This window comes from Arthrobacter sp. KKT183, assembly GCF_055657625.1.
Map to the genome: position 1 here is coordinate 1,457,474 of NZ_CM145770.1, position 24,825 is coordinate 1,482,298.

The window sequence follows — 24,825 nt, forward strand, 5'->3', positions numbered from 1 at the left end:
TTCAGCTCCTTGCCCGGACGGTGACGTGGAGGTGGTCGATGTGCCTGGTGGTGATATCGGTGCCGTGGGTGTAGTCGCGCCATCCTTCGGCGTCGCGGGTCAGGGACCAGATCTTGTCCTGCCAGATCAGATATTCGACGCCGAGGGTCTCGGCGTGCTCTTTCATCCAGTTGGTGACCTGCCATCCGGCCTCGAGTTGCGAGGTGGTGGGGTGTTGGCCGATGGTGTTGCGAATGTGAGATCGCATGCCCGGCCCAGGGTGTGTTCTGAGACGTTGCCGGGCCGCGGCGAGTAGCAGGCCCACGAGGTCTCGGGGAACGCTGCGGTGGCCTGGTTGTGGAGGTGCAGGAGGCGGGCGGTGATTCGCCCGTCGCTGGTGGGGTCGTCGACCATCCGGTCCGGGCCGCCGTCGAGCGGGTCCGGCTCGTCGCCGGGTGCTCCGGTGTCGGCATCGCAGCCGGTGGGGGCGCCAGTGGCGGGCTTTGGCAGATCGGCGGCCTCGTGGGCGTTGAGCCAGGCGGCGGGGTCGGTGTGCTCGCCGTTGGTGCCGCCGTTGCGGACCTCGAAGTGCAGGTGCGGGCCGGTGGAGTTGCCGGAGGAGCCGACATCGCCGATGTGCTGTCCGGCGGTCACGGTGTCGCCGGCGGTGACGTGGATGCCGGTCTCCCACATGTGCGCATACGCCGTCGCCACGACCGCTCCGTCGATGTGGTGTTCGATGACGATGAGTCCGCCGTCACTGCTGGAGAACTCCGCGACGGTCACGGTGCCGTCTGCTGCGGCGAGGATGGGGGTGTCGTCCGGGGCGGCGAAGTCGGTGCCGGTGTGGAACGAGTTCTCCCCGGTGATCGGGTGGGCCCGGGGTCCGTAGTCCGAGGAGGGCGCCCAGGTGTCCTCCGGCAGCAGGAACACGACCCGCGACGACTCTACCGGGACCGTCTTCACGACCGGCACCACAGTGCCGTCGACGGTTGTAGTGCCCGTGGCGCCGGTGGTGGTCGTGGTGGTGAGGGTGGTCAGGATGGTCTCGGCCACGGGCTCGTAGTTGCGATACCGGTCGGGATAGGCGGACACCTCGACGGCCTGGGCTGCTTCGCCCTTGTCCATGGACTTCCAGCCGGGGATATCCAACAGGCCTCTGGGGCTGGGGTAGTTGGGGCCTTCTGGTCCGCCGAAGAACGCCCGCGCCTGGTAGGTCGGGTCCATGAGGTCGGTGACCGTGCCCCACCCGGACTGCGGCCGCATCTGGAACAGGCCCAGGCTGTCGTGGTCGGAGCCGTCGCCGTCGTTGGGGTAGTCCGCGGATTCGGGGTAGGTGCCCGTGTTGGTGAGTTGCCGCAGGGTGGATTCGGTGAGGGCCGCCATCAGCGCGATCTGGAGTCCGTCCCGGGTGACGCCGTCGATGCGCGTGCCGGTCTCGATGATCGTCGCCGCGTGGGTGAGCTGCCGGTTGTTGAGGGTGAAGGTCTCGCCGTTCGCGGTGGTTACGGTCAACGACTCGGGGACGTCGCCGATCGTGATGGCGTTCCCGGCGACGGTGCACGCGGCGGTGGAGGCGGGATTCATCAGCAACCCGATCCCGACCGGCGCGAACGACGGGCCGAGCAGGACCAGGGTGAGGGCGGCAGTCGCGAGCTTCTTCACGATCGACCCCGGGGCCTTATCGCAAGGGGTTGTCGAGCTGGGACAGCCGCAGCAGATGACAGGTGTCATAGGCTGGGCCGCAGCCGATGAACACCGTGAACGCCACCGCATGTTCGGAGGCGACTGGTTCGTCGTTCCACAGGCCTGTGCGGTGGCGGGTGCCCTCGATCGTGTAGGCGGTCGTGCCGTCGGCGAGCTGCCCCGGTTGCGCCTGAGCGACGGCGGTGTCCCATGCGTCGGGGACGAACAGGGTGTCGATGGTGAGGTGCTGGGTCGTGGCGTACTGGCGCAGCTCGACCCATGCCTCCCGGGTGGGCAGGTAGGTGGCGATGTCGGAGGCGAGCCCCGCCTGCTCGGCACCGGTGGGGTCGCCGACGGCGAGGAGAACCGACGTGTAGTCCAGGGGCATGAACCCGGATGCGGTGTCCCACCCGAACAGGGCGGTCGCGACGTTGCGGGCGAAGGACTCTGGGTCATCCGACCCGGCGACGACCGGCAGACGCGGCGTCACGGTCTGGACCGGGATGGCGGGTGTCGTGACCACTGGCCCAGACCCGACACCACTTTCGGTGTCGGTGCTGGTGGGTGGTCCGGTGATGAGGCCGTAGCCGCTGACTACGGCCAGGACGAGGACTGCCGCGAGGGCGGCGAGCACGGCGATCCGCCGGCGACGGATACGAGGGTCGGCGAGGTCGGGTGTCTTCATGCCTGTAGGTGCACGACCGTACCCAGTCCTCGCCGCGGAGGGATCAGAGGGCGCGCAGGCGACCCCGGACAGGCCCGGGCTCGCCGGTCTGTCGGTCGCGGGCGGCACGCAGCTCCTCCGCGAACCGGCCCGTCCCGGCGGCAGTGGTCAGGAAGGATTCGATCTGTTCGTCGCTGAGTTCGGTCGCGAGCTGGCCGGCGTCGTAGTGGGTCCACCAGTCGACCAGCTCGCCCCAGGTGAGCACGAACGCCCGCACCGGATACCGCACCGGCTCGCCAGCGTCATCCGCGGACGGGACTGGCCGGGGTGCGCGCTTCTTCGTCTGGGTGTTCTTGACGCGGGCGAGCGCGTCGGCGGCGAGCTGGTGCAGGTCCGCCTCGCGCTGTCCCTGGGCGGTGGCGACGGCGGTACGGACTGCTTCGTAGATCGGGTGCACCGGGGCGCCGGCGTCGATACGTGCCAACTCGGCGGTTACATGTGCGCGGAGTTCGGTTGGTTGGGCGGGGTCGTCGGCGATCTGCTCCAGGTAGCTGATCTTGTCGAGGGTTTTGTAGGAGGCCCCGCCGGGGATCATCGCTGCTGCCTGTTCGCGGGTCTTGCCGTGCGGCCCGGGTGACGGGGGTGGAAATTTTCCACCCCCGTCACCTCCGGGCTGGTGTTCGCTGCTGAACCGGGTCGCGGCTTCCCGGCCGGCGGCGTCCTCGGCCATCAGCGTCTTCAGCTCCCGGTAGAGAACGGCCGCCTCGGTCTGGGTCAGCGGCTTGTGGAGCACGTTGTCGTCTTGTTCGGCGAGGAGGTGTCCGAGTCGGTCGGAGATCCCGGAGCGGACCCACACGTTGACCTTCTTCCACCCGAGCCGTGTGATGGCCGCCAGCCGGCGTGCGCCGCAGACGAGTACGCCGTCGGGGGTGATGGTGATGGGTTGCAGGAGCCCCTCGCGGTCGATGGAGGCGGCGAGTTGTTCGATGTCGCCCAGATCGGTGCGGTGCCGGCGTCCGACACGGATCGAGGCGACCGTGCGCTCCAGCTCGATGAACCCCGCTGGCGCGCTCACCGAGACCCACCCCGGTCATGTTCGCGCGGTGCTGCGAGGCAGACGGTGAGGGTGAGGTCGTCGTCGCGCAGCAGCATAGGCAGGTTCTCGCCGATCAGCAGCCGCAGCAGCACACCCCGCCCGGCTGTGGTGGCGGCGTAGGCGGGGTGGGGATTGCCCAGCAACGCCTTCAGCAGGGCTGTCCAGGAGGCGCGGGGGAGGTCGAGGAGGGCTCGGGCGTGCTTGTCGCGTCGCAGCGCGTCGTAGGTGGCCTGGCGGGTGCCGGTCCGGGTCAGCGCCCCGCAGACATGCTCAATCCCGGCCCGCGCCGTCGCTGGCGGCCAGTCCAGCAGGGTGAAGAACGCGATGGCGTCCTCGACTACCGCCGACGCCGTGGTGCGCGCCCCTGCGGAGTCCTCCTTCTCGTCCTCGTCCTGGTTCTTGTCGTGCCTGGTGGGAATGGGGTCGGTGACCTGGAATGCCGGGTCGTAGTCGGTCAGGGGGTTGTCGCGGTCGCTGAAGCGTTCGGGGTCGTGGAACGCCGACACGTGCGGGCGCCGTGCCTGATGCACTGAGCAGAGCAGACCTTGGGCGCGTTCCTCGAAAATGCAGGTGATCCGCACCGCATGGGTCACCACCGCCCACGGGTCGACCGCCGTGCGGGCGGCCTGGGTGCGCATCACGTCGAACGCTGCGGACGCGGCCTCCCACGGGTCCAGCCCGTGCTTGTGCGCCAAGGGGGCGTACTTCTCGGCCACGAACACCATCAGCTCCGCCCCGGCCGGGTCGTGCTGCCACGCGCCCGGTCCTGCGGTATGGAGCCGGCGCAGCAGGATTCGTAGGCCCTCACTGGTCGTGAAGTCCCCGGCGCTCTCAGTCGTCTGGCCGGTGGTGGCGTGTGCGTTCTCGGTCATGGTCAGGGCACCTCCTGACAGATAGGTGCGCAGGCGTCCCCCTGCAGTCGCCATGGGCGACGTGCCGGTGCTGGGGACGCGCATCGTCAGCTCACCCCAGCCCGATCCCCGAGCGAGTCACCCACGACTGCGGCCCACCCGTTCGTCCGAACTCCGGCACCGACGGCAGACGCCTAGCCCGCTCGCTCACGGCCGTCTGCACGGTAGTGACCCCGCGGCTTCCCGCACGGACCGCCCGGCCCGGGAGGTGGCGGGAGCGGCGGGCCAGCTCGACCTCAAAGTCGATACCCCGACCCGCCACCGCGGCGCCGTGACGAGCGATCAGGTCCGTGGGCCGCACCCATTCCGCACCCCGCACACGTCTCGCGCATGCCCCTGTCTGTGACGTAGCGCTGCCCGGACGGCGGACGACGTTTGCGGCCTGCACCGCCTCCGGCGTCTCGGTCCTCTGGACAGGCTCCGCCGTCGCCCGGGTCGTGTCCGGCTCGGGTGCCTGACGGCGCTCGTGTGGCTGGGTTGGATCGGTGCTCATGGGTTCTCTGCCTCCGCGGTGTCGCTGCGCTCGGTGTCGGTGTCTGTGTGCGCGGTGTCATCGGGAAGGTGCGTGCTGGTGAACCACCGGCCCACCGTCGAGGGATGCACCTGGAGCTCGCGGGCGATCTTCTTGTTCGACCAGCCCCGCCCACACAGCTCCCGTGCGCGGTCCCTCCGATCCGTGCCCGCGGCATCCCTCGGACGGCGCGGTGTCTCCTTGATCGACGGGGGCCGTTTCAGCGGCATGCTTTTGATGGGCGACGACGTCGGAGCGACGAGGCTTCGTTGCGCAGGTACGGCGATGGAGGCCTCGGTCGGCTTTTCCGAGGATGAACGCTCGCCGGTGGCGGGGACGGGTCGGGTGAGGATGACGGTCAGGTGGGTGATCGCCAGCAGCACGACCGGTGGCACTGCGGCCACGGCCGCGGCCAGCACGCCCGGCACATCGGCATCGGCGGCGACGACGGCGTGGATCGCGTTCGCGGTCACCGACACCGCGGCCCCACCGGCCAGCAACGCCCACGGATACCACGCCGACCTTTGCCCGGCCAGGGCGACGACGGCGACAGTGGCGACCACGATGATCCCGTCCACGATCAGCGGCCACGCCCACGCCTGCCCCTGACCGATCCCGGACCGGGCGGCCAGGTCCGCCAAGGCTGTGAAACTGAGCCAGAACGCCCCGGCGGCGATGAACACCGTCCCGGCACCGGCCGTCACCACAGCCCGGCGCCGACTGGCCCTCCTGTCGCGGATGGATGTAGTCATCCCAGCCCCCGCACACTCGACGATCGTGAAACGGCAGGGTCTCTGGCAAACCAGTCGTCCGTAGCTGCCGGTGAAGGGTCCCGGACCGTGGGCGAGGTGGAGTTCTCCCTGGTGGGGTGGGCGGCACGGTAGGCGGAGTGGACGGTCGCTGTGATCTCCCGCTCATCCAGCCCCGCATCGGAAGCAGCAGCGCTCAGCACGTCGAGGGCGTCGGAGGCCGGGACGCCGTTCTCCGCGAGGCGGCATGCGGCCCAGAACAGGCCACGGTTCCGCTCACCCTCTCCGCGGCCTGCGACCCACGCCGCCAACCGCGACATATCCGCCTGTCTTTGCAGACCTTGGTTTTCCGGCGGGCGAGGTGCCGGGCGCGGGTCGAGGAAGTCCCGCAGCCGATCTGAGTCCAGCACTGAGGAAGTTCCGGCGTTGACCCGCCGCACCCGGTATCCGGCGACAGCACCAGTGGTGGATACCTCGGAGGGTGGGAGGAGGATGTATCCGCCGTCGCCACGGAAGTCGATCCCGGCGCGCGCCGCCTGCCAAGACCGCTGATCCTGACGAGGCGTGGCCGGGTAATAGGCGTGCATCCCACCCGACGGGGTGGACACAAGGAACTGCCACCCCTCCGCCAGCCCCGCACGGGAAGCGCGCAAGAACCCGCGGAACCCATCGACGGGGCCGTGGACATCGACATCAACCACGACGAAACCAGAGGGCGCGCCGGTCGGGACGCCGATGTTTGCCCCCGGATGCTCACCCCACCAGGCCTCCACCTGATCGGGGTCGGCGGCCGCGTCGTGGAAGCCGTGCTCGGTGAGTGGGCGCTTGCCACCAGGCACGCACGGGAACACCGGCACCCCTGAACGAGCCAACTCCCGGGCCGCAGCGGACAACGGCCACCGGCCGGACGCCCGCGTCAACGCACCGGAGAAGACGCCGGGGACACCATCACAGCTGCTGCCCGTGCGTCGACATAGCAGGGACGTGCCGCGGACCGGTCCCCGATGGCTGCGGCATCGCATGTGCCGGCGCTGACAGCTCGCGAGCGGCCAAAGGTCGTTCCGTCGGGTCGCGGTGCGGTGTCTCATAGTCCAGGCCCGGCGGAGTGCCGTCGCCGACCTGGGCGCTGTCGAGCTGGTCGAGGATCGCCAGGGCGGTCTTGCGGACCCGCTCACCGGTGGTCTTCACGATCTCGACCGGTTCCTTGCCATCGACCCTGGCCGCCCACGTCGACACGTACGGGATCGTGTAACCACTGGTGTCCAGGCCGTGGGCGGCGCCGAGCATCAGCGCGACCGACTCCGCCTCGACCTCACCGATCCCACGATGTTGACGCGCTTCGGGTTGATCGGGTCCGTGCATGAGCACGTGGCCGAGTTCGTGAGCGAGGGTCTTCACCTGCGCGGCGGGGTCCATATCCTCCCGCACCGCCACCGTCTTCGCGCCGTAGTCGGTCATCCCGTTCGCCGCATGGATGGATGCCCCGTCCGGGACGCGAAGCAGGCGGAATCCCGCGGCATGCACCTGGGCGGCGAGTCCTTCCCAGAGCCCCGCGGGAGCTTCACCTTCGAGCAGTATTGGCGCCGGAGGGGAGGGGAGGGGATCGCCTGCAGTCTGGGAAGCGTCCCACACGTACGCGGGCCGCACGCCAATCATCTTCGACCGAGCAACCTCGCCCGGCTTGGGCTTCTCGGACCGGTTCAGTCGTCGCCACGACGCCGGATCGGACGGATTAGCCGATGCGAACCGGCCGGTTACCGGCGCGAGGATCTGGTACCCCGGCTGCCCCTTCTGCACCTGACGGCCCAGCTGCTGCCACTGCTTGTACCCGGCGACGTACGTCGGCATAGGCGAGGGCACCAGTTTGGCGTCGAAAGCCGCGCAGTGCTGAACCCAGATCAGCAATGTGTTGTTGAACGACCGAGAGCGGAACCGTGCGGCGAACGCCAACGCGCGTGCCCAATCATCACCAGAGACCAGTTGTGCGACGGCGTCCGTCAACTTCTCGTGCAGCTCGTCGAGCTTCGCCTCCTGCGCAGCTCGGCCTTCCTCCATCGATGCCATCATTGGGTCTCCTCTCCGGCGGGCCACGGCACTCGTGTGCGTGGCGGTACACCGTTGAGGTGAGCCGGGAGACCCAACGGATCGTGACGGACGACGGGACTGGACCGTTTCCACAGCCATGATCAAGCCGCCAGCGCACTGGACATGAGCACGCAGTCGGAGGGTTGTGTTCGAGCCGGGCAGCATTCACCTCCCGGGTTGGAAGCGCGGCGACAGCGGCGCTTTTTGACAGAGCCGTTCCCCTCGAAGCCCGCCGTTGAGCATGCTCAAAATGCTTGAGGGTTCCGTTCTAACACCCCCGTTGAGCATGCGCAACCCCTTGATTTGAGCATGCCCAACGGTTATATTGAGCATTCTCAACACTCCGCTCGGGGGCAGCCGAACGACGATGCCTTTGCCTGACCCGAGGGGAAGGGTGATCAAACGAAAATGACAGATGAGGACAACACAGCGGCGCAGGACCTCGCGAAGCGTCTGCGGCTCCTGCTGGATGTCGCGATCGCCGAGTCGGGTTCCGAACCGACCTACTCGCAGATCGCGGCCTACCTCGATCAGCGCGGAACTAGTCTGTCGAGGTCACGGTGGACCTACATGGTGAACGGCCACAGGTTTGTGCAGGACGCTGCGGTCTTCGAGGGATTGGCAGCATTCTTCGACGTGGATGCGGCCTTCCTGGCCGGGGAGGGCGACGCGCCTATTCCGGCTAAAGTGAGTGCGCAGCTGGATCTCGTGCGCTCGATGCGGGCGGCCAAGGTGAAGTCGTACGCGGCACGCACGCTGGGGGATATATCACCGAAAGCGCTCCAGGCGATCAGCAGGTTCTTGGACGAAGAAATGACGCACACCTGAGCAGTGACGGCGCCGCTCCGCACGGAGCCGGCATCGGCACATGCTCCCGGAGTGAGAGCGAAAGCACTTTGAACATCGAACAGACCGTGTCGACGGCCGTAGCGAGCCTCGCGCTGGACAGCACTTTTACGTTCGATGAATTGTGCCAAGCGATGCAGAATCATAGGCAGCGCAAGCTCCGCGTCGTCGAACTAGCGGATCTCGGCGACCACGACGGAATCTGCGCGCTGTGGCTGATCATGGACTCCGAAGACCTTGTTCTCCACGCTCGCAGTGACTCGTTCCTGCACCGCCAGCAGTTCGTCCTCCACGAGTTCGCCCATATGCTCCTTGGCCACGGCCAGGGCGACGAATGCGCGGTTGACGACGTCTTGCTCCCCGACATCCCAGCACACACCCGCGGGCGCTTACTCAGACGGCAAGATCCCAATTCTGACAGCGAGATCGCGGCGGAGTCCGTGGCCGATCGGCTCGCCGCTGCGATCCGAGCATCGGCCTTCGCTGAGTCCCGCTATTCGGAGATTTTCGGGTGATCCAGACCCTTGTCGCGGTACTCATGTGGGTGCTCGTCGTGAGTCTTCTCATCCTGCGGCGCAGACGCACGGACCGCAGCCTCACGTACGCCGCACTCACCATTTCCGTCGCGATGACCCTCAACGTGGACCCGATCTACAGCACCGTCGATGCGGCCCTTGGCGCGACAAACATCGCAACACTTCTTGCCGATGGCGCGTTGATGATTGGGCTCTTTTTCCTCGGCCGGGGGATCATGAAGGCCGGAGAGTATCGACCAAGACTGGTGCGTACCGCCCTGGGACTTCCCGCGCTCCTCATCTCACTTGTCGGGGTTGGGTCTGCTTTTCTGCTCATTGACCGAGGGGCGACGACGACGACCTTCATGAGCGACCTCGGAGCACAGCCAGCGGCGGCCACTTACTCGATGATTGGCTTCACGTACTGCGGAATCGTGGTCGCAGCGATGATGATCCTCGCGGGACGTCAATATCGCCTCCGCAATGATGGGGCTCAGCGCATTCCCGCCGGCTTGCTGCTTCTTGGATCGATTTTTGGAGTCGCACTGTGCCTGGTCGTTCTGATCATGGACGTCGCGCACGTCGTTGGCAATCTCGATTTAATGGATGCCGTCGCCGCGGCATACGGGCCTCTCTATTTGCTGACGTTCGTCTTCCTGTGCACTGGTTTGGCAGGGCAATCAGCCGTCCGCTACGTGCGAGACCGTTCACGGGGCGTGAGAACTGGTGCGCTGGTGAACGAGCTGGAGCCGATCTGGCGTCGGGCGACGCTCGTTCGCCCGGGGTTGAGCCAGACGCACTCTTCGGCCGCCAACATGGAGGACCCGGAGACGCGCCTTCATCGAGTGATCGTCGAAATCCGCGATGCCATGATTGATCCACGCGTCTCGTTTGAGGTGAGCAGTCACGAGCGCGCACTTCTGGGACGGGCGGAAGACCACCTCCTTGGGCTCGACGGACGGGGCGCGCAGGCAGCCGACGATACTTCAACTCGCCGTGGTTCCGAACGAGGGCACGTATGAAACGCCTTCTCGCCGCGGGAGCGGTGTTATTGACTGCATGCGGGTTAGGTCTCGGTTGGGGCATTGCTCGGCGGTTGACGGCATCCGCAGGGCTGAGGAAATTCGACCTCGTCGTCCGTGACGTGGAGCGCGACGGTGATGGCTGTTTGATCGTCTTGGACCGAACGCGCCAGACAGTGGCGGATGGCATCTACAACCTATGGTTCCAGAATGGCGGCTGGGTTCAACTCTCTGCCGAGGTCCTCGATCGAGGGCGAGGTCGAATCGAACGGCCCGTGACAAGCGCTTCTGCCGGCTTCGCCCTGGCGGCTGGCGATCGTACCTCATGGAGCGGGATTTACTTTGCGAGTCCAACTGATGCTGGCCTTTCCGCCCGAGAAGTCGCGGTTGACACCGCCGTGGGAAGTGCTCCGGCCTGGCTTGTGGAGGGAGAGAGTGACCGCTCGACGTGGGCGATCCACGTTCATGGTCTGGGGAGCACCCGAGCGGGCACATTGCGCGGCGTGCGGGTCGCTTCGGACCTAGGCTACACATCGCTCATCATCACTTATCGAAACGATGGAGAAGGGCCGAAGGCGGGCTCTGGCCGGTCCTCGCTTGGGTTCACGGAAGTCGAGGATGCCGAAGCAGCAGTACATTACGCGATACAACACGGAGCACATCGGATCATTCTCTTCGGATGGTCGATGGGCGCCGCGATTGCGCTGCAACTCGTCGACCGTGCGCGCTACCACGGCATAATCGTGGGGGTTGTGCTGGAGTCTCCGGTGCTCGACTGGGTCGCGGTGATCAACGCGAATTGTATTCGTAGCGGGCTGCCTGCCGCGTCAGGCATCCTTGCTATTCCGTGGCTCACGCTTCCCTCGCTGTCACGCATGACCGGTCTGCCGACGGCCATCCCGCTTCGGGATCTTGATTGGGTCGCACGCGCCGCAGAACTCGCTGTGCCCATGCTGATCATCCACGGGACCCTAGACGACTCCGCCCCGATTCGAGTCTCGCAGGCCGTTCGCGACCTGCGCCCCGACCTCGTTGAGTTCGAAGCCTTCACAGCCGGTCATACACTGTCATGGAACTCCGACCCCGAACGCTGGCAATCGACGGTCACCGCCTGGCTTTTGGCACACGTCAACGCTGACGCCAGGTGAGGTTAGCGTCCCACGGCGCGAAGGGTCGCGCGAGGTCTCCGACGCAAAGACCGCCGAAAACTGCGGCCCTGAAAGCAGAGCTCGCCACGGCCGCTGAACCGGCTACAGCAGCCGAAACCCGGGCAGGACAGGGAGAAGGGGCTGCAGCCAGAGCGCGTGCGGAAGTAGGTACTCTCGCCGTGGACCTCGCCGCAGCGATCATCACCCAAGCAGCGCCAAGATTGGTGAGCATCCAGCTAGAGGACGGCTCGTGATTGCCGTGCATCACGGCAGCCTCTTCTTCGCCCCAGGTGCACCACTAAGGCCCTTCGCGCAGCCCACCGCAGAAGGGCTACCGGCTGGATGAACTGTTGACAACGCCCTTAGTCTGAAAAGACCTGCTTCGCTTTCGGGGGAGTGGACGATACGGAGAAGGGGCTATCTAATGAGATAGCCCCTTCTTTATGCCTGCGAGCCTCCATGAAGGGCCGGGTATGGACGTTACCTGAGTTTCCGGTGTCCGTGACCGACGAGATCGGTCGGACGCTCATCAAGGAGGTACCGGAGCGTTTGAGCGTTCCACGACGCGTAGAACCCCTCTCAGCTAAAGAGGGTCGGGCCGTGCGGGATCTCATCTTGAATTCGCGAAAGGAAGATTTCTGAGGATCGTCTCGGTGCACGGATTGATCATTTAGAGCCCCCGATCTTCGGGTCCTTCGCCCACGTGGGCACCAGACCCCCAGGGGAGGTCTAGCAGACGCCGGGTCAGGTCCACCGTCGGTGTGGGCCTTCTCGACGTAGGTCCGGGGGAGCGTCCTGAACCTGGAAGGAGGTTGGCGGATCGGCTTGGTTCGCTAGCTGTTCCCGTAGTAGGCATCGTTCAGGTCATCCCGGTGCCGCGCCGGGCCGTTGACGTGCTGGTCGGGGACGGGCAGGCGCGTATTCAGCCTGATCGGCTGCTTATCTGACCTCCCCAGTAGGTACCCCTGCCCGGCGATCACTGGGTGACGCGGGGGTGGGGCGACGCCCGGGAGCAGCAGCGCGGCCAGCATGCGCGGCTCTTCGACGCCTTCGGCAACGATCCACCCTCCGGTCTGTTGAATGAAGGTGATGGCGGCCTGCACGGTCGCCTGCGATGAGGGGTCCCGGTCGAGGCGGGCGATGACGTCCCCGTCGATTTTGATGATGTCGAAGCTGATCAGCCTGAGCGCCTGCAGGCCGGCGTTGCTTCGGCCCATGTCGTCGAGGGCAAGCCGAAATCCCTTCTCTTGTGCCTGTCTGAGGGTCCGGATGGACTCGGCATGGTTTAGGCCGGACTGTTCGGTCACTTCCAAGACGACGTCCTGCGGTTCCAGTCCCGCCACGGCGAGCTCGGCGGCCAGCTCATTGAGGTCAAAGCCCGGCAGGGTGTCCGGGTGGACGTTGAGGAAAAGCAGGCCCTCCCACTGCTGGCCGATGACTGAGGCTAGCACCGCCGATCGTGCGAGCCGGTCCAGTGCCGGGGCGACACCGAGGCGTTCGGCCAGTTCGAAGGCCTCGTGAGGTCCGGTGATCTTGGAACCTTCCGGCAGGCGCAGCAGCGCCTCATGGGCCAGGACGACGCCGCGGTGCAAATCCCAGATGGGCTGAAACGCCACGGTGATGGGTCCGCCGGCGACCAGGGCGGTGAGCTCGTCGATTTTTTCGGCACTGACGGTGTGGCCCTGTGCCATCGACGTGAAGGAGACACTCCGATGCCGTCCGAGGCGTTTGGCTTCGTAGAGCGCCGCGTCGCTGCGCTCCCACAGCTCAGTCAGGGTCAGCGGCTCGTCGGAGTTTGAGGCGACACCTGCACTGAAAGATACCCCGGGAAACCGTCCGGACAATGCTGCCCGAACCCGTTCAAGTGCTTCGGTGGCCTGGTTTTCGTCCCTCCCTGGGAGATGACGGCGAACTCGTCGCGCCGAGCCGGAATGGGGTGTCGGAGGGGCAGAGTTCAACGAAGGAGTCGGCAAGGGCCTGCAAGACCCGGTCACCGTGGCTGTGGCCCAGCCGGTCATTGAGTTGTTTGAACCCGTCCAGATCAATAAGGGCAAGACTCACGGCCGTGTTCCTGCGGTCAGCCAGCGCTGCTGCCAGGGACGGCCCGAAGGGGCGCCGTCCGGAAAGCCCTGTCAGGGGGTCAGCGTCGGCCTGTTGCTGTGCCCGCAACTGCCGCCGCTGGAGCGATCGTCCCCCGAACAGATACGACAGGGGCAAAGCGACCATAATGGCTGTCAGCAGACCCATGAGCTTGTTCTGCCCCAAGTCCTTGACCAGTTCCGTGATGATGTCCGCGCGCTGGTCCACCTCCAGGATCAGAGTTCCTTCCGGTGATGAGATCGGCAGCAGGAATTCGTACCTTCCTGTTCCTGTCTCCCCTGCCTCAGCTTCGGTTTGGACAACCGTCCGGCCGGTGGCCAGCACTTCGGTTAGGCGCGACGGGTCCATGTCTTCGGACACATCGCTGTCACCGCCTTCACTTTCTGCAATCAACCCGCCGGCGTCATTAAACAGACGGGACTGCCCCCGGTTTGTGTTGACTCCTTGACCTAGCGAGCTTGGGCTCGTGGAAGGATGTTGACCATGCCCACGGCTTATGGGGCGGAGTTCCGTCAGGATGTTATTGATGTGGCCCGGAAGGGCGAGGCTCCTTTGGCGCAGATAGCAAAGGATTTTGGGCTCTAACGCTGCGTCCGCCAGTTATCAAAATCGACCGGGACTTGATCCACGATGTTGATCGGGATGAAGCCAAACGCGCGTTGATCGAGATGCTGGGGACCTTCGCCAGCCGAGTCGACGCCTGGATCCTCGCCGAGGGAGTCGAAACCCCGGAGGAGCTCGACACCTTGGCCGGTCTCGGGGTTCCGCTGGTGCAGGGCTATTATCTGGGCCGGCCGGCAGCGCCTTGGCACCGGTCACCGACGAGGCAGCGCTGCGGCTGGCATCACGGGAAAGATCCGCCCGGTCGATTAGCCTGCGCGGGATCGTCGAACCGGCAGGAACCGTGCACAGCGTCGCCAAAGCCGTCCAGGCATTCTGCAGCGACCCGCGGCTACACCACGTGGTGTTGCTGGATAGCGTTACGCGCCGGCCCGTGTGCGTTGTGACCGCCGAAGCGGCAGCGCTTGGGGTGGTGACTGAGGGGGTGAGAGCGAACCTGGACACACCGGTGGACCAGATCCTGACACGATGCATGACCAGGAACGAGGGGGAGCGCTTCGACCCGATCCTCGTCACCGACAACGCGGGACGATTCGCGGGGATCGCCCGCATGGAACGCCTGATCACCGCCCTCGCCGTAGCGTACGAGTCCGGGCACCCGGAAGCGGCACCCACGAACTGAACTCCTTAACGTTAACGGCGGTTTCAACCGCCGGACCACGTCATGCCCTATTGGGGCTCGTCATGCCTCCGGAGCCTGGGGTGCCGGGGGTGTGTCGGTGGTGCGCTCGAGCCAGCGTACTTTCCTGTTCACATCTCACCGCCGCTCCGGTGGTTCCTGCCCGGCTCTTACCGCCGGCTCTGGGGGAGTGGGTCCCATCAGGGCTACGTTCCGCGCTGATCAGTCGGCCGAGGGTTGTTGGGGCCCCCAACTTCGCTCAACAACCCTCGGGACTATCACCGCGGATCATTTGATCGGTGGTGTGCACAGATAGTAGGCGCACGCTTCATTTTTGACCAGCGCGAGGATTCATCGCTGGTGGAACGATTACTTGCTCTGGGATACCAGTGCAGGACCTGATCCGTGATTCGATTGATGATGAAGGTTGGGGCCGCACATCATCTGCGGACGGGGGAGGACAAGGGTTCCCTTGTTCCCCTTCGGTTTGTCTTAGGGGCCGGGCTGCATGCGTTACTTTCAGCTAGGCGCACGATGTTTATTAGTGCGGCCCGCAGGGCAGGGTTGGTCAGCCCGTTGGGAATATGTTCGCTGGCTTCGCTGTGTTCTATTTCCCTGAGTACTTTCCGACCCGCTGTTGTGAGGCCTACACGCCAGACGCGCCGATCCGCGTCGTCCCTGGCACGTTCCACCAACGCGCCGTGTGATTCCAGGCGATCGATGATTTTGCCGATTGTTTGGGTCTGCACGTGAACCAGTCGTGCGAGCTTCACCTGTGTCAGGGGTTTGTGTGCTCGGAGGGCCTTCAAAGTGACTACACCGGCTTGCGTGATGCCGCTCAACCGTAGGCGTCCGTTCTCTCGGTTCTCATTCAATCGGGCCGCAGTGGTCAGAAGACGGACAGTTGGCCATTCACTCATGTCCATAACGAGGTACCCTTCGTTTCCGGGGCGCGATATACGGTCGGTTTTGAATCTCGTGGCCGGGTGTTCGGTGTCCTGCAAGGGGGGTGCGAGGTTCCCCAGGAACGGTGCTTGTGGCTTTTGGGTCGGCGTTCTCGAGTCCTTGCCTTGTGGCATCCGGAGCCCGTCGAGTCCTTCGGGCACTACCAGGTTCTGACCTCGACCCGGCTGATCTACAGGCACTATCAGAGCGGTCCCGTGCGGTGATCACCGGACGCGGCGGTGAAATTGAACCAGCCCACGAAACGCGAAAAGACTCCCTGCCCGGAGGTTAGCGGCCTTCAGGGGTGCCGGCGTCTACTCTTCTACCCTTGCAGATTGTCCGCTGAAGCGACCGTTCAACCTTGAGGTCAGGGTGATCCTGCCGGTCCCGATCAGGTGTCAGCCGGGCGGGCGACTGTGCAGCGCATCACGCAACAGTGGCAGGAGTTCGTCCCCATCAGCGCCGCGAACGACAGGGATTGCGTTGATGGAGTCTGCGTCCTGATCACCCCCGGCCCGCTCGGTCGGTCGCACCTCACGCAATGCGATAGCCGCCACATGGTCCGGGTGGTCCCTCGCCAGGTCGCTGTAAAGGGTGGGGTCATGTTCGCCGTTATCGCCAACGAGGACCCATGTGACATGAGGCATGTCCTGGATGAGACGGGCGAGGGAGGACGATTTGTGTTCCTGACCATCGCGGAACCAACGGTGCGGGGTGATGCCCCAGTCGGTCATCAGGACTGCGCCGGCCGGGAAGTCGTGCCGTTCGAGGAAGCGGGACACCGGACCCACGAAGTTCCACGGGCCATTGCTCAGATACACCACCCCGGGATGGTCCTGACCCTCAACAGCGGTCCGGAGTAGGCGCGCCATGCCAGGCACCGAGCGCCTAGTTGAACTGGAACCGCGCAGGGTGCGCCAGGCCGCCCGGGCAGGATGGGAGATACCGGTGACCCACACGGTGTCGTCGATGTCGCAGACCACACCGCGCACCGGTTCACCGCTCATCACGTGCACGGTCGCAGGAACCTGCGCACGGCCGTCCACGTGCAGGGAAGCTTCAGTGCTGCCCGGCTCTAGGGGACTGTCCAACGATAACCGGGAATCGATGATACCGGCGGAGTCGCTGGTGACCGTGGCCGTGACACCACCAAGCTCGATCCTCACATCGACTCCAGGACTCTCCAGGGTGAGCAGGCGACGCCAACCGGAGATACCAGGCCGGGCAGCAGGATCCACCGACGCCGGTGCGAGGACGACCCGGCCCAGCACGCGGGCATGGTCGGCGCTGGCGTAACCCGAATACGGAATCACCGCGGGCGTCCACCCCTGACGGGCCGCCCGGCGCGCCAGCCGGTTCCGGATTCCTTGTTCCGTGCGATAGGCGGCCGTGACCGCAGCTTGACGGAACCGGCTCGACTGGGGATCACGTGAGGACATCAATACACGGTACCCGTAGAGCCACGAGTCCGGTCGACGCTCAGCCCCGATTCAAGCGATGCCCGGTATATACGACGTGGACCTACAGGAGGAGCGCCGCGCTTTCCTCTGATAGGCACCAAGACGATTCGGACCGTGAAGGGATCAGGGCATAACAGATGGCAGGCACTCGGGGCCTAACGACCGTTGTGGCCAACTCGCCCACCTTGGTTTGCGGCGGCCGTGGAAGTGGGGGGAGCTGCCTGGCCGTTTCTATGCGCATGGTCTTTCAGTGTGTTTAGCTGGGCCAATCAGTTTTCGCCGATTGCACCAGTGAAGTCGACCGCAAGGAGAACGTCATGGGCTTGGACGACAAGATCGGAAACGCCGCTGAGAAGCTTGGCGGCAAGGGCAAGGAAGCGACCGGGGACGCCACCGGCGATAACGAGCTGAAGGCCGAAGGCAAGGGCGATCAGGCCAAGGGAGATCTGAAGCAGGCAGGCGAAAAGGTCAAGGACGCCTTCAAGAAGGATTAGATCCACCAACTTTCTGTATGCCATGAAGAAGGGGCGAACCTAAAACAGAACTGCTCCCCGGAAGTTGGACTGAGAAATTCAGTTCCGACTTCCGGGGAGCAGTTTTATGTATGCAAGTAGTTCGTTATCAGTAGATCAGCGCGAGGCCGCTGTAGCGTGGTTCGAGAAGGGCATCGCAGATCGGGCAGCGGCCAGCCTGCTGGGCGTCTCTCGTCGCCCGGTCGGGCGTCTGTATCGGCGATGGAAGATTCATGGCCGAGGAGCGCTGGTGACCAAGCCGACCAAGCAGTCCTACCCGTTTGAGTTTAAGCGCGCGTTGGTCGAGCGGGTCCTTGCTGGTGAGGATGCCCAGGCACTCGCCGCGGAGGCAGGGCTGTCCTCACCTGAACTGGTGAAAACGTGGGTCCGTAAGTATCGGCTTGAGGGTGCGGACGCGTTGCGGGCGAAGCCGAAGGGCAGACCCAAGAAACCCGATGGTCCGCCGCCGCCGGAGGTGTCCGAGCTGGAGCGATTGCGGCGGGAGAACGAACGGTTGCGGGCAGAGGTGGCGTACCTGGGAAAATTGCGGGCCTTGAGGGCGCAGGAACGACGGTGAAGGCCCAGACCATCATCGCCCTCAAGGCTGACTTTCCTCTGCCGGTTCGGCTGCAGGTGACCGGTCTTGCCCGGTCCACGTTCTTCTATCACCCCAGGCGCGCCTCCAAGCACCCGATCGGAACGCGTCGCTAAAGGCCTCGATCGCGGAGATCTTCACCAAGAACCACGGCCGGTACGGGCACCGCCGGATCCATACCGAACTGGTCAAGCACGGGCGGACGGTCGCGAAGAAAACCGTGCTCAAGCTGATGCGTTCGCAGCAGTTAGTCTGCAAGGTGCGCAGGAAGAAGCGTTACAACTCCTACCGGGGCGAGCAGTGCAAGATCGCCCCGAACGTACTGAACCGGGAGTTCCACGCCGATGCCCCGAACCAGAAATGGGTGACGGACGTGACCGAGTTCAGTGTTGGTGACCGGAAGCTCTACCTCTCACCGGTCATGGACCTCTTCGACCGGCAAATCATCTCCTACACGGTGGGCCAAACATTCACCGACCCGCGCCTCGCGGCGGCCGTCGTGGACCGGCTGACCTTCCGCGGCCACATCATCAACACCGGCACCGATTCCTACCGGCTAAAAACCACCCAGCAGACCATCAACAAGTCCCGGCAAAACTGACCGGAACACCAACAGGGTGGGGCCAAACCAAACGGCGAACCCGGGGCCAAATCAACTTGCTATTCCCACCCCAAACCTGGAACTGACCAACGCCTCACTACGCGATGCTCTGGTAACGCTCGAGCCGGGCCAACAACCGCTCGTCCATTCGGATCAGGGCTTCCAGTACCAGCACCTCTCCTGGCGGCGTATGCTTCAGAACGCCGACGCGACCCAATCGATGTCACGTAAGGCAAACTGCTACGACAACGCGGTGATGGAGAACTTCTTCGGGCACCTCAAGGAAGAACTCTTCCACCGCATCCGAGTCCTCAGCACAGACGCACTGACCGCCGCACTGCACGACTACATCCACTGGTACAACACCGAAAGGATCTCGACAAAGCTAAAGGGCCTGAGCCCGGTGCAATACCGTGCTCAGGCCCTAGTCGCCTAGCCTCTTACTAAACCAGTCCAACTATCGGGGACCAGTTCACACAGGTTCGCCCCTTCTTCATGGCATATCGCCAGCGGTTGGGGGATCAGGTGGTGGAGGTGGCGTCCCGGACCTCTCCGACGAGCTCTTCGATGATGTCCTCGAGGAAGAGCATACCGGTGGTGTGTCCTTCGGCGTTGAAGACCCGGGCAACGTGGGCGCCGGTGCGACGCATGGTCGCCAGCGCGTCCTCGAGTTCGCTATCCCGGTAGGCGGAGGCCAGTCGGCGGATCCTCTTGGTAGGTACCGGGCGGGTGAACTTCTCCGGCGCGGTGAGGTCCATGACGTCCTTCAAATGCAGGTAGCCGGTCGGCTCACCGTCCGGGTTGGTGAGGATGTACCGGGAGTACCCGTGCTCACTCACCGCCGCCTGCAGGTCAGCCGGCGTTGCATCCTCCGGCAGGAGGATCATGTCCGTGATCGGCACTTCGACATCAGCGACCGTCTTGGTGGTGAATTCGAAGGCCGCGGTGAGCGTGCCGCTTTCATCCGAGAACAACCCTTCCCTGGTGGACTGCTCCACAATGGTGGCGACCTCATCGAGGGTGTAGGCGCTGGTGGCTTCGTCTTTCGGTTCGACCTTGAACAGCCGCAGGATCCCGTTAGCGATCCCGTTCAACGCCCAGATGACCGGTTTGACGATCTTCGAGACCATTACCAGCGGGGGTGCCAGCAGCAGTGCTGCCTTGGTGGGGACGGAGAAGGAGATGTTCTTGGGCACCATCTCCCCGAGCACGACGTGCAGGAAGGTCACCAGCAGCAGTGCGATCACAAACGCAAGGATGCCGACCGCTTCGGGCGAGAGGGGCGTGTAGGCCAGCGGGTATTCGAGCAGGTGGTGGATTGCCGGTTCGGAGACATTCAGGATCACCAGCGAGCACACGGTGATGCCGAGCTGGCTGGTTGCCAGCATGAGCGTGGCGTGCTCCATGGCCCACAGGGTGGTTTTGGCGGCTTTGCTGCCGGCGTCGGCCTTGGGTTCGATCTGGGACCGGCGCGCGGAGATCACAGCGAACTCAGCCCCGACGAAGAACGCGTTCACCGCGAGCAGGACGACGAGCCAGATGATGCCGGGTAGGTACTCGCTCATGTCAGGTCCTTGGTGAGCTCATCGATCACACGGTCATGGGGGCTCTCAGGTGATTTCTCGGGATCGGACGGGGTGTACCGGAGGCGTTCGACGTGGGTTCCCAGGACGCGTTCGACGCGCAGGATTCCGTCCTCGACGGTGACCTCGTCGCCGAGTTCGGGGATGCGGTCCAGCTGGTCGGTGACGAACCCGGCGAGGGTGTCATACTCCTCACCGTCCGGGACCTTGATGCCCGTGCGGTCGGCAAGCTCGTCGGGGCGCAGCGACGCGTCGAAGCTGATGGACCTCCCGGTACGGACGACGCCGACCTGGGTGCGGTCGTGCTCATCCTCCAATTCGCCGACGATTTCCTCGACCAGGTCCTCCAGGGTGACGATGCCGGCTGTTCCACCGTGCTCATCGGATACCACCGCGACCTGCAGGCCCTGCGTGCGGAGCACACCGAGCAGGGAGTCCACGCCCATGGATTCCGGGACCCGGAGTGGTTTGATCATCAGGTCCGTCGCCGCAACGTGGCTTCGCTGCTCCAGGGATACCGCGAAGGCCTGCTTCACGTGCAGTACGCCCAGGACGTCATCGGAGTCCCGGCCGATCACGGGGAACCGGGAGTATCCGGTCTGGATGGCGACGTCCACGATCTCTTCTGCGGTGGCCGATGAGGGGACGGTTTTCATGCGCACCCTGGGGGTCATCACGTCCGCGGCCGTGTGGTCCGAGAAACGCAGCGTGCGGTGCAACAGCTCGGCGTGATCGGCGTCCAACCGGCCCTCAAGGGCGGAGCGGCGGACCAGGGAGCTCAGTTCCTCGGCGCTGCGGGCACCGGAGAGCTCTTCCTTCGGTTCGATTCCGAAGGACCGGATGATCTTGTTCGCGGTGTTGTTGAACAGCAGGATCACCGGTTTGAGCACCGTGGTGAAAAGGGTTTGGAACGGCACCACGAACTTGGCTGTCTGCCGGGGCAGGGCCAGGGCGAAGTTCTTGGGCACCAGCTCTCCGATCACCATGGCGAACACGGTTGCGATGAAAATCCCCACCACCGCCCCTACTCCGGGCACGATGCCCTCAGGTAGGCCGATCCCGAGCAGCGGTTCGCGCAGCAGTGAGCTGATCGCAGGTTCGAAGGTGTACCCGGTCAGCAGCGTCGTCAGGGTGATACCCAGCTGCGCACTGGACAGGTGCGTTGAAGTGATCTTCAACGCGTTAATGGTCGGTTTCAGGCGCTTCTCACCGCGGGCCTGACGGGCCTCCAGATCGCCGCGGTCCAGGTTGACCAGGGCGAACTCGGAGGCAACGAACATACCGGTTCCGACCGTGAGGATCAGGCCGATACCGATCATGATCCACTCATACATGGTGTCGCCCCTCTCCACTGGCAACCAGAACACCGGTGTTCAGTACGTAGAGGGGCAAGGGTTTATGTGAGGGAGGGTCATCCATGGTGCCAAACAGTCTACCGAACGTCCCCACGCCTTGACGAAAGGCTAGCCCAGCCCGGCGGGCTACTGATGTCCGTCATCGTTGGTGATCCGGCCAGTGACGGGCTTGCGGGAGAGGTGGACGGCACCAGACTCCGCCCCCCGGGCGGTTGCCGCGGCTACGGCGTCGTGGTCGTCGGCTTGGTGTAGGCGTGGCGCAGGTACACGGGCTCGATAGGCTCACCGCTGCGCTTCTCCTGACGCCGCTTCGCCGCCAGGTTCAGTGCCTCCACGGCGATGGCGAAGGCCATCGGACTATAGATGAGGGTCTTGTCGATTTTCACTTCGAACGCGTCCGCGATCAGGAACACACCGATCAGCACCAGTAACGCCAGCGCGAGCATCTTCACGGTGGGGTGCCGGTTGACGAAGGCGAAGATGTGCTTCGCTGAGAACAAATGATTATTGTGAAGGAGGACAGGACCGCGACAAGCGGAGACTTCCTGACCAGCGGTGTGACTTGGATGAGTGGAGTCGGGTCCGTCGTGTTGTCGAGCCGGCTTGGGGAATCGCGCCGGTAGGGTCTGCGGTATGGGAAGAGGAGTTGTAGTGCTGTTTGCTGTGCTGTCGGCCGTGATGTTGGCCGGATGCGGGATCAGCATTCCGGCGGATCCAGAAGGCACCCTCGATCGGGTCAGCGGGGGCACGATGCGTGTCGGAGTGTCTGAGAATGGGCGCTGGGTCGAGCTCGATGACGGAACGGGGCCGCGGGGCGTGGAACCGGATTTAGTGCGTGAGTATGCGGATCGGATCGACGCCGAGGTGGAATGGGTGGAAGGCGCAGAGCATGAGCTGATGGACCAGCTGAAGCATGGCCAACTGGATTTGGTGATTGCCGGCCTGTCTGACAAGACTCCTTGGCACAGCCATGGGAGCATCACCAAACCATACGCGGAGACCCGCGATGAGCGTGGTGAAACCGTCAAACACGTGATGGCGGCCCCGCTCGGGGAGAACGCTTTCGTGTTCAGCGTCGAACAGTTCCTGCTGACGAAGAAGGTTGCGCTGTGACCGAGAACCGGAAGGCGCGCTTCGGTCACACCGAACTTCCTCCTGAACAGGCTGCGGCGTTGCGGAAGGCCGTGAAGTTCGAATGGATCACCATTGTCTTTCTCGCGGTCACCACCTTCGTGGTCTTTCTTGTTCTCGGTAATTCACAGGCCATGAAAGCGGCCTGGATTGAGGATCTGCTGTCCTTCCTGCCGCCTATCGCGTTCCTCGTAGCGGTGCGCATCATCCGGCGGGTTCCGGACGAGAGGCACCCGTACGGCCATCACCGTGCCGTGGGCGTCGCGCATTTGGTGGCTGCCGTGGCATTGACGGTGATGGGCGGGTTCCTGGTGGTGGATTCAGGCATGGGCCTGATCACCGCCGAACATCCCAGCATCGGCGGTGTAGAAGTCTTCGGGCAGGTCATCTGGCTTGGCTGGCTCATGATCGGCATCATGTTGTTGACGGCCGCTCCGCCGGTCTACCTGGGTCATGTGAAGATGAAGCTGGCCAGCAAGCTCCACGATAAGGTTCTGTACGCCGACGCGGACATGAACAAAGCGGACTGGATGACGGCCGTCGCCGCCGCCGTGGGCGTGGCAGGCATCGGCATTGGGCTGTGGTGGGCTGACTACGCCGCCGCGCTGCTGATATCAGTGAGTATTCTGCACGACGGTGTCAAGAACCTTCGCGCCGCTATCGGCGGCTTAACAGACGCCCGGGCCATGACGTACGACGATGCCGAGCCCCACCCCCTCACATCAGAGGTGGACGAGTATCTGCGCCGCCTGGATTGGGTCGACGATGCACGGTCGCGCACCCGGGATGAAGGCCATGTCTTCCACATCGAGTCCTTCGTGGTGCCTGCAGGCAAACGGACGCCCACCATCAAACAAATAGAACAGGCCCGCGAAGGCTGCGTGCAGCTTGACTGGAAGGTTCAGGACATGATTATTGTGCTCGTGGGTGAGCTTCCCGACGAGTTCCTTCCGGGCCTGGAGACAGCCGGCGCAGAGAAGTCCTAACCAATAGGGTTCCCGGTCGTACGAAACTCTTACAAAGACTAAAGAGCCGGTCACGGTTTGGCCTAACCGGAGGAAGACGCGAAAGCATCGTAAACCCGTCGCGTGTCGATGCCGTTTCAGGCCACCTAGAGTGACGATTGGCGGCCTAAGTCGGGACGGGCACCTTGAGAACTCCGGGCCTCCTTCAGCCCGGTCTGAAAAGGTCAGGCTTCTAGGCTTCCGTGACTACCCGTTGTACCTTTATACCGAAGGGGAGTCGAGTCGCCCCTTCGGTATCGTTTCCGATTACCGTCTGACCGCACGGCGAGTTACTTGCAAAGGCCCGTCATGCTTAAACTAGCCTCAGCGTCGAACCTCCACTCGAATGAACTGGTATCCCTCCACTCCAAGCCCGCGCAGTGACCGGTGCTTCAGCTTCTTCCGACTACCGGATCATCCCTTCATCTCGCTTCTCTTGAAGCAGCCCGACATGACCTCGTGCGAACCGTGCTCAGTGCTTTAGACGTATGCAAAGAGGCAGAGTCTCACACTGCCCGACGCCTACTGAGCGCGGCGGTCGCCGACCTTACATACCTAGATAACATGCTCCATGAGGTCCGCAACCCAGTCACGCCGAGTCCAAGCTCATGACGTATAGCAGCAGAATCAGCCCCGCGGAGCCGTTCCCGAAAAACCTGCGTGAACTGGATGACCAAGCACTACATGTGCTCAACAGTAAGCTTCATCGGGAGTTGGACGCCGAGTACCGTCGCGGTGCTGCAGAACCAGAGACCGAGTTCAGGAGCGAAGAAGTGAATCTGGAGCTGGACTGGCGTGAAAGCCAAAGCACGATCTCGGATCGAAACGCTCGTCTGCGTTCCTGATCAGCGCAGCACCAGGTGAAGTTTTACCGGAGGCTCAGGTCTAGCCGGTGATCTCGCGTCACTCGACGTCGACGATGAGCGGCATGCGGTCGCTGTGCTCAGCCAGTCCTCTTGTGGGCCATTGATCTCATGGGTAACCCGGACATAGCGCAGATCCCATGTAACCCATCGATGCCACCCATTCCCTCTGCCTTTCTCCTTCGGCGGGATAACGTATGGGTTGTTATCGGCCTTCCCATGGT

At 64.3% G+C, this 24,825-nt stretch carries 26 protein-coding genes and 4 pseudogenes; 15 read left to right on the forward strand and 15 right to left on the reverse strand.

Annotated features, from left to right (window positions below; genetic code table 11):
* Position 1: 1 nt before the first annotated feature.
* The 8 genes and pseudogenes from ACZ2GY_RS06855 to ACZ2GY_RS06890 all read right to left on the reverse strand — a co-directional run bounded on the left by ACZ2GY_RS06855 (position 2) and on the right by ACZ2GY_RS06890 (position 7,660).
* Positions 2–1,647 (reverse strand): annotated as a pseudogene (locus ACZ2GY_RS06855) (M23 family metallopeptidase).
* A gap of 13 nt (positions 1,648–1,660) precedes the next feature.
* Positions 1,661–2,350 (reverse strand): hypothetical protein, encoded by a 690-nt coding sequence (locus tag ACZ2GY_RS06860; protein ID WP_171585975.1) that lies wholly within the window; start codon positions 2,348–2,350, stop codon positions 1,661–1,663.
* 43 nt (positions 2,351–2,393) lie between these two features.
* A complete protein-coding gene (locus ACZ2GY_RS06865) occupies positions 2,394–3,404 on the reverse strand; it encodes a ParB N-terminal domain-containing protein (RefSeq protein ID WP_171585974.1) in 1,011 nt (336 codons plus the stop codon).
* A complete protein-coding gene (locus ACZ2GY_RS06870) occupies positions 3,401–4,297 on the reverse strand; it encodes a hypothetical protein (RefSeq protein WP_171585973.1) in 897 nt (298 codons plus the stop codon). Before ACZ2GY_RS06870 ends, ACZ2GY_RS06865 begins: the two co-directional genes overlap by 4 nt.
* A 91-nt stretch (positions 4,298–4,388) precedes the next feature.
* A complete protein-coding gene (locus ACZ2GY_RS06875; RefSeq protein ID WP_171585972.1) occupies positions 4,389–4,829 on the reverse strand; it encodes a hypothetical protein in 441 nt (146 codons plus the stop codon).
* Entirely contained in the window at positions 4,826–5,599 is a 774-nt protein-coding gene (locus tag ACZ2GY_RS06880; protein ID WP_171585971.1) for a DUF2637 domain-containing protein, read from the reverse strand. The genes ACZ2GY_RS06875 and ACZ2GY_RS06880 overlap by 4 nt, the downstream gene beginning before the upstream one ends.
* Positions 5,596–6,435, reverse strand: coding sequence for a bifunctional DNA primase/polymerase (locus ACZ2GY_RS06885; protein WP_471673346.1), 840 nt, complete (start codon positions 6,433–6,435; stop codon positions 5,596–5,598). The genes ACZ2GY_RS06880 and ACZ2GY_RS06885 overlap by 4 nt, the downstream gene beginning before the upstream one ends.
* Positions 6,436–6,544: 109 nt before the next feature.
* The gene (locus ACZ2GY_RS06890; protein ID WP_471673563.1) at positions 6,545–7,660 is read right to left on the reverse strand and encodes an ArdC-like ssDNA-binding domain-containing protein; all 1,116 of its coding nucleotides are present in this window, start codon (positions 7,658–7,660) and stop codon (positions 6,545–6,547) included.
* 429 nt (positions 7,661–8,089) lie between these two features.
* On the opposite strand from ACZ2GY_RS06890, the gene ACZ2GY_RS06895 reads away from it, so the two are divergent.
* The 4 genes from ACZ2GY_RS06895 to ACZ2GY_RS06910 all read left to right on the forward strand — a co-directional run bounded on the left by ACZ2GY_RS06895 (position 8,090) and on the right by ACZ2GY_RS06910 (position 11,212).
* The gene (locus tag ACZ2GY_RS06895; RefSeq protein WP_171585968.1) at positions 8,090–8,509 is read left to right on the forward strand and encodes a hypothetical protein; all 420 of its coding nucleotides are present in this window, start codon (positions 8,090–8,092) and stop codon (positions 8,507–8,509) included.
* Between the two features lie 68 nt (positions 8,510–8,577).
* Positions 8,578–9,042, forward strand: coding sequence for a hypothetical protein (locus tag ACZ2GY_RS06900; protein WP_171585967.1), 465 nt, complete (start codon positions 8,578–8,580; stop codon positions 9,040–9,042).
* On the forward strand, positions 9,039–10,064 hold the full coding sequence (locus ACZ2GY_RS06905) for a DUF6545 domain-containing protein (protein ID WP_171585966.1): 1,026 nt from the start codon (positions 9,039–9,041) through the stop codon (positions 10,062–10,064). The genes ACZ2GY_RS06900 and ACZ2GY_RS06905 overlap by 4 nt, the downstream gene beginning before the upstream one ends.
* Positions 10,061–11,212 (forward strand): alpha/beta hydrolase family protein, encoded by a 1,152-nt coding sequence (locus tag ACZ2GY_RS06910; protein WP_228721055.1) that lies wholly within the window; start codon positions 10,061–10,063, stop codon positions 11,210–11,212. Before ACZ2GY_RS06905 ends, ACZ2GY_RS06910 begins: the two co-directional genes overlap by 4 nt.
* Before the next feature lie 833 nt (positions 11,213–12,045).
* Here ACZ2GY_RS06910 and ACZ2GY_RS06915 read toward each other — a convergent pair.
* Positions 12,046–13,056, reverse strand: a complete 1,011-nt coding sequence (locus ACZ2GY_RS06915; protein ID WP_171585965.1) for an EAL domain-containing protein — start codon at positions 13,054–13,056, stop codon at positions 12,046–12,048.
* 16 nt (positions 13,057–13,072) lie between these two features.
* Positions 13,073–13,705: a GGDEF domain-containing protein gene (locus ACZ2GY_RS06920; protein WP_471673347.1), complete on the reverse strand. Its 633-nt coding sequence runs from the start codon at positions 13,703–13,705 to the stop codon at positions 13,073–13,075.
* 227 nt (positions 13,706–13,932) lie between these two features.
* On the opposite strand from ACZ2GY_RS06920, the pseudogene ACZ2GY_RS06925 reads away from it, so the two are divergent.
* Both ACZ2GY_RS06925 and ACZ2GY_RS06930 read left to right on the forward strand, forming a co-directional pair.
* Positions 13,933–14,049 (forward strand): annotated as a pseudogene (locus ACZ2GY_RS06925) (EAL domain-containing protein); the annotation flags it as partial.
* Positions 14,050–14,117: 68 nt separating this feature from the next.
* Positions 14,118–14,555, forward strand: coding sequence for a hypothetical protein (locus ACZ2GY_RS06930; protein WP_228721054.1), 438 nt, complete (start codon positions 14,118–14,120; stop codon positions 14,553–14,555).
* 437 nt (positions 14,556–14,992) lie between these two features.
* Here ACZ2GY_RS06930 and ACZ2GY_RS06935 read toward each other — a convergent pair whose 3' ends face one another.
* Both ACZ2GY_RS06935 and ACZ2GY_RS06940 read right to left on the reverse strand, forming a co-directional pair.
* A complete protein-coding gene (locus ACZ2GY_RS06935; RefSeq protein WP_471673564.1) occupies positions 14,993–15,631 on the reverse strand; it encodes a MarR family winged helix-turn-helix transcriptional regulator in 639 nt (212 codons plus the stop codon).
* Positions 15,632–15,895: 264 nt separating this feature from the next.
* Entirely contained in the window at positions 15,896–16,936 is a 1,041-nt protein-coding gene (locus tag ACZ2GY_RS06940) for an App1 family protein (protein ID WP_171585962.1), read from the reverse strand.
* Between the two features lie 338 nt (positions 16,937–17,274).
* Between ACZ2GY_RS06940 and ACZ2GY_RS06945 the strand changes: the two genes are divergently transcribed.
* The 7 genes and pseudogenes from ACZ2GY_RS06945 to ACZ2GY_RS06975 all read left to right on the forward strand — a co-directional run bounded on the left by ACZ2GY_RS06945 (position 17,275) and on the right by ACZ2GY_RS06975 (position 19,101).
* A complete protein-coding gene (locus tag ACZ2GY_RS06945) occupies positions 17,275–17,451 on the forward strand; it encodes a CsbD family protein (RefSeq protein WP_171585961.1) in 177 nt (58 codons plus the stop codon).
* A gap of 268 nt (positions 17,452–17,719) precedes the next feature.
* Positions 17,720–18,046: a helix-turn-helix domain-containing protein gene (locus ACZ2GY_RS06950; protein ID WP_171585960.1), complete on the forward strand. Its 327-nt coding sequence runs from the start codon at positions 17,720–17,722 to the stop codon at positions 18,044–18,046.
* A complete protein-coding gene (locus tag ACZ2GY_RS06955) occupies positions 18,043–18,180 on the forward strand; it encodes a hypothetical protein (protein ID WP_171585959.1) in 138 nt (45 codons plus the stop codon). Before ACZ2GY_RS06950 ends, ACZ2GY_RS06955 begins: the two co-directional genes overlap by 4 nt.
* 17 nt (positions 18,181–18,197) lie before the next feature.
* Positions 18,198–18,278, forward strand: a pseudogene (locus tag ACZ2GY_RS06960) (hypothetical protein); the annotation flags it as partial.
* 39 nt (positions 18,279–18,317) lie between these two features.
* Positions 18,318–18,530 (forward strand): annotated as a pseudogene (locus ACZ2GY_RS06965) (DDE-type integrase/transposase/recombinase); the annotation flags it as partial.
* A gap of 33 nt (positions 18,531–18,563) precedes the next feature.
* A complete protein-coding gene (locus tag ACZ2GY_RS06970) occupies positions 18,564–18,665 on the forward strand; it encodes a hypothetical protein (RefSeq protein ID WP_471673565.1) in 102 nt (33 codons plus the stop codon).
* Positions 18,666–18,681: 16 nt separating this feature from the next.
* Positions 18,682–19,101, forward strand: coding sequence for an IS3 family transposase (locus ACZ2GY_RS06975; RefSeq protein WP_171585958.1), 420 nt, complete (start codon positions 18,682–18,684; stop codon positions 19,099–19,101).
* An 85-nt stretch (positions 19,102–19,186) separates the two neighbouring features.
* Here ACZ2GY_RS06975 and ACZ2GY_RS06980 read toward each other — a convergent pair whose 3' ends face one another.
* The 3 genes from ACZ2GY_RS06980 to ACZ2GY_RS06990 form a co-directional block, all read right to left on the reverse strand.
* Positions 19,187–20,230 (reverse strand): hemolysin family protein, encoded by a 1,044-nt coding sequence (locus ACZ2GY_RS06980; protein WP_171585957.1) that lies wholly within the window; start codon positions 20,228–20,230, stop codon positions 19,187–19,189.
* Positions 20,227–21,582, reverse strand: a complete 1,356-nt coding sequence (locus tag ACZ2GY_RS06985; protein ID WP_171585956.1) for a hemolysin family protein — start codon at positions 21,580–21,582, stop codon at positions 20,227–20,229. Before ACZ2GY_RS06985 ends, ACZ2GY_RS06980 begins: the two co-directional genes overlap by 4 nt.
* Positions 21,583–21,824: 242 nt before the next feature.
* Positions 21,825–22,103 carry a hypothetical protein gene (locus tag ACZ2GY_RS06990; protein WP_216607347.1) on the reverse strand — a complete coding sequence of 93 codons (279 nt, stop codon included), beginning with the start codon at positions 22,101–22,103 and terminating at the stop codon, positions 21,825–21,827.
* A 151-nt stretch (positions 22,104–22,254) separates the two neighbouring features.
* Here ACZ2GY_RS06990 and ACZ2GY_RS06995 point away from each other — a divergent pair, with 151 nt between their 5' ends.
* Both ACZ2GY_RS06995 and ACZ2GY_RS07000 read left to right on the forward strand, forming a co-directional pair.
* Positions 22,255–22,716 carry a transporter substrate-binding domain-containing protein gene (locus ACZ2GY_RS06995; RefSeq protein WP_346655188.1) on the forward strand — a complete coding sequence of 154 codons (462 nt, stop codon included), beginning with the start codon at positions 22,255–22,257 and terminating at the stop codon, positions 22,714–22,716.
* Positions 22,713–23,720, forward strand: a complete 1,008-nt coding sequence (locus ACZ2GY_RS07000; protein WP_171585954.1) for a cation efflux transmembrane domain-containing protein — start codon at positions 22,713–22,715, stop codon at positions 23,718–23,720. The genes ACZ2GY_RS06995 and ACZ2GY_RS07000 overlap by 4 nt, the downstream gene beginning before the upstream one ends.
* The last annotated feature ends 1,105 nt before the right edge of the window (positions 23,721–24,825 follow it).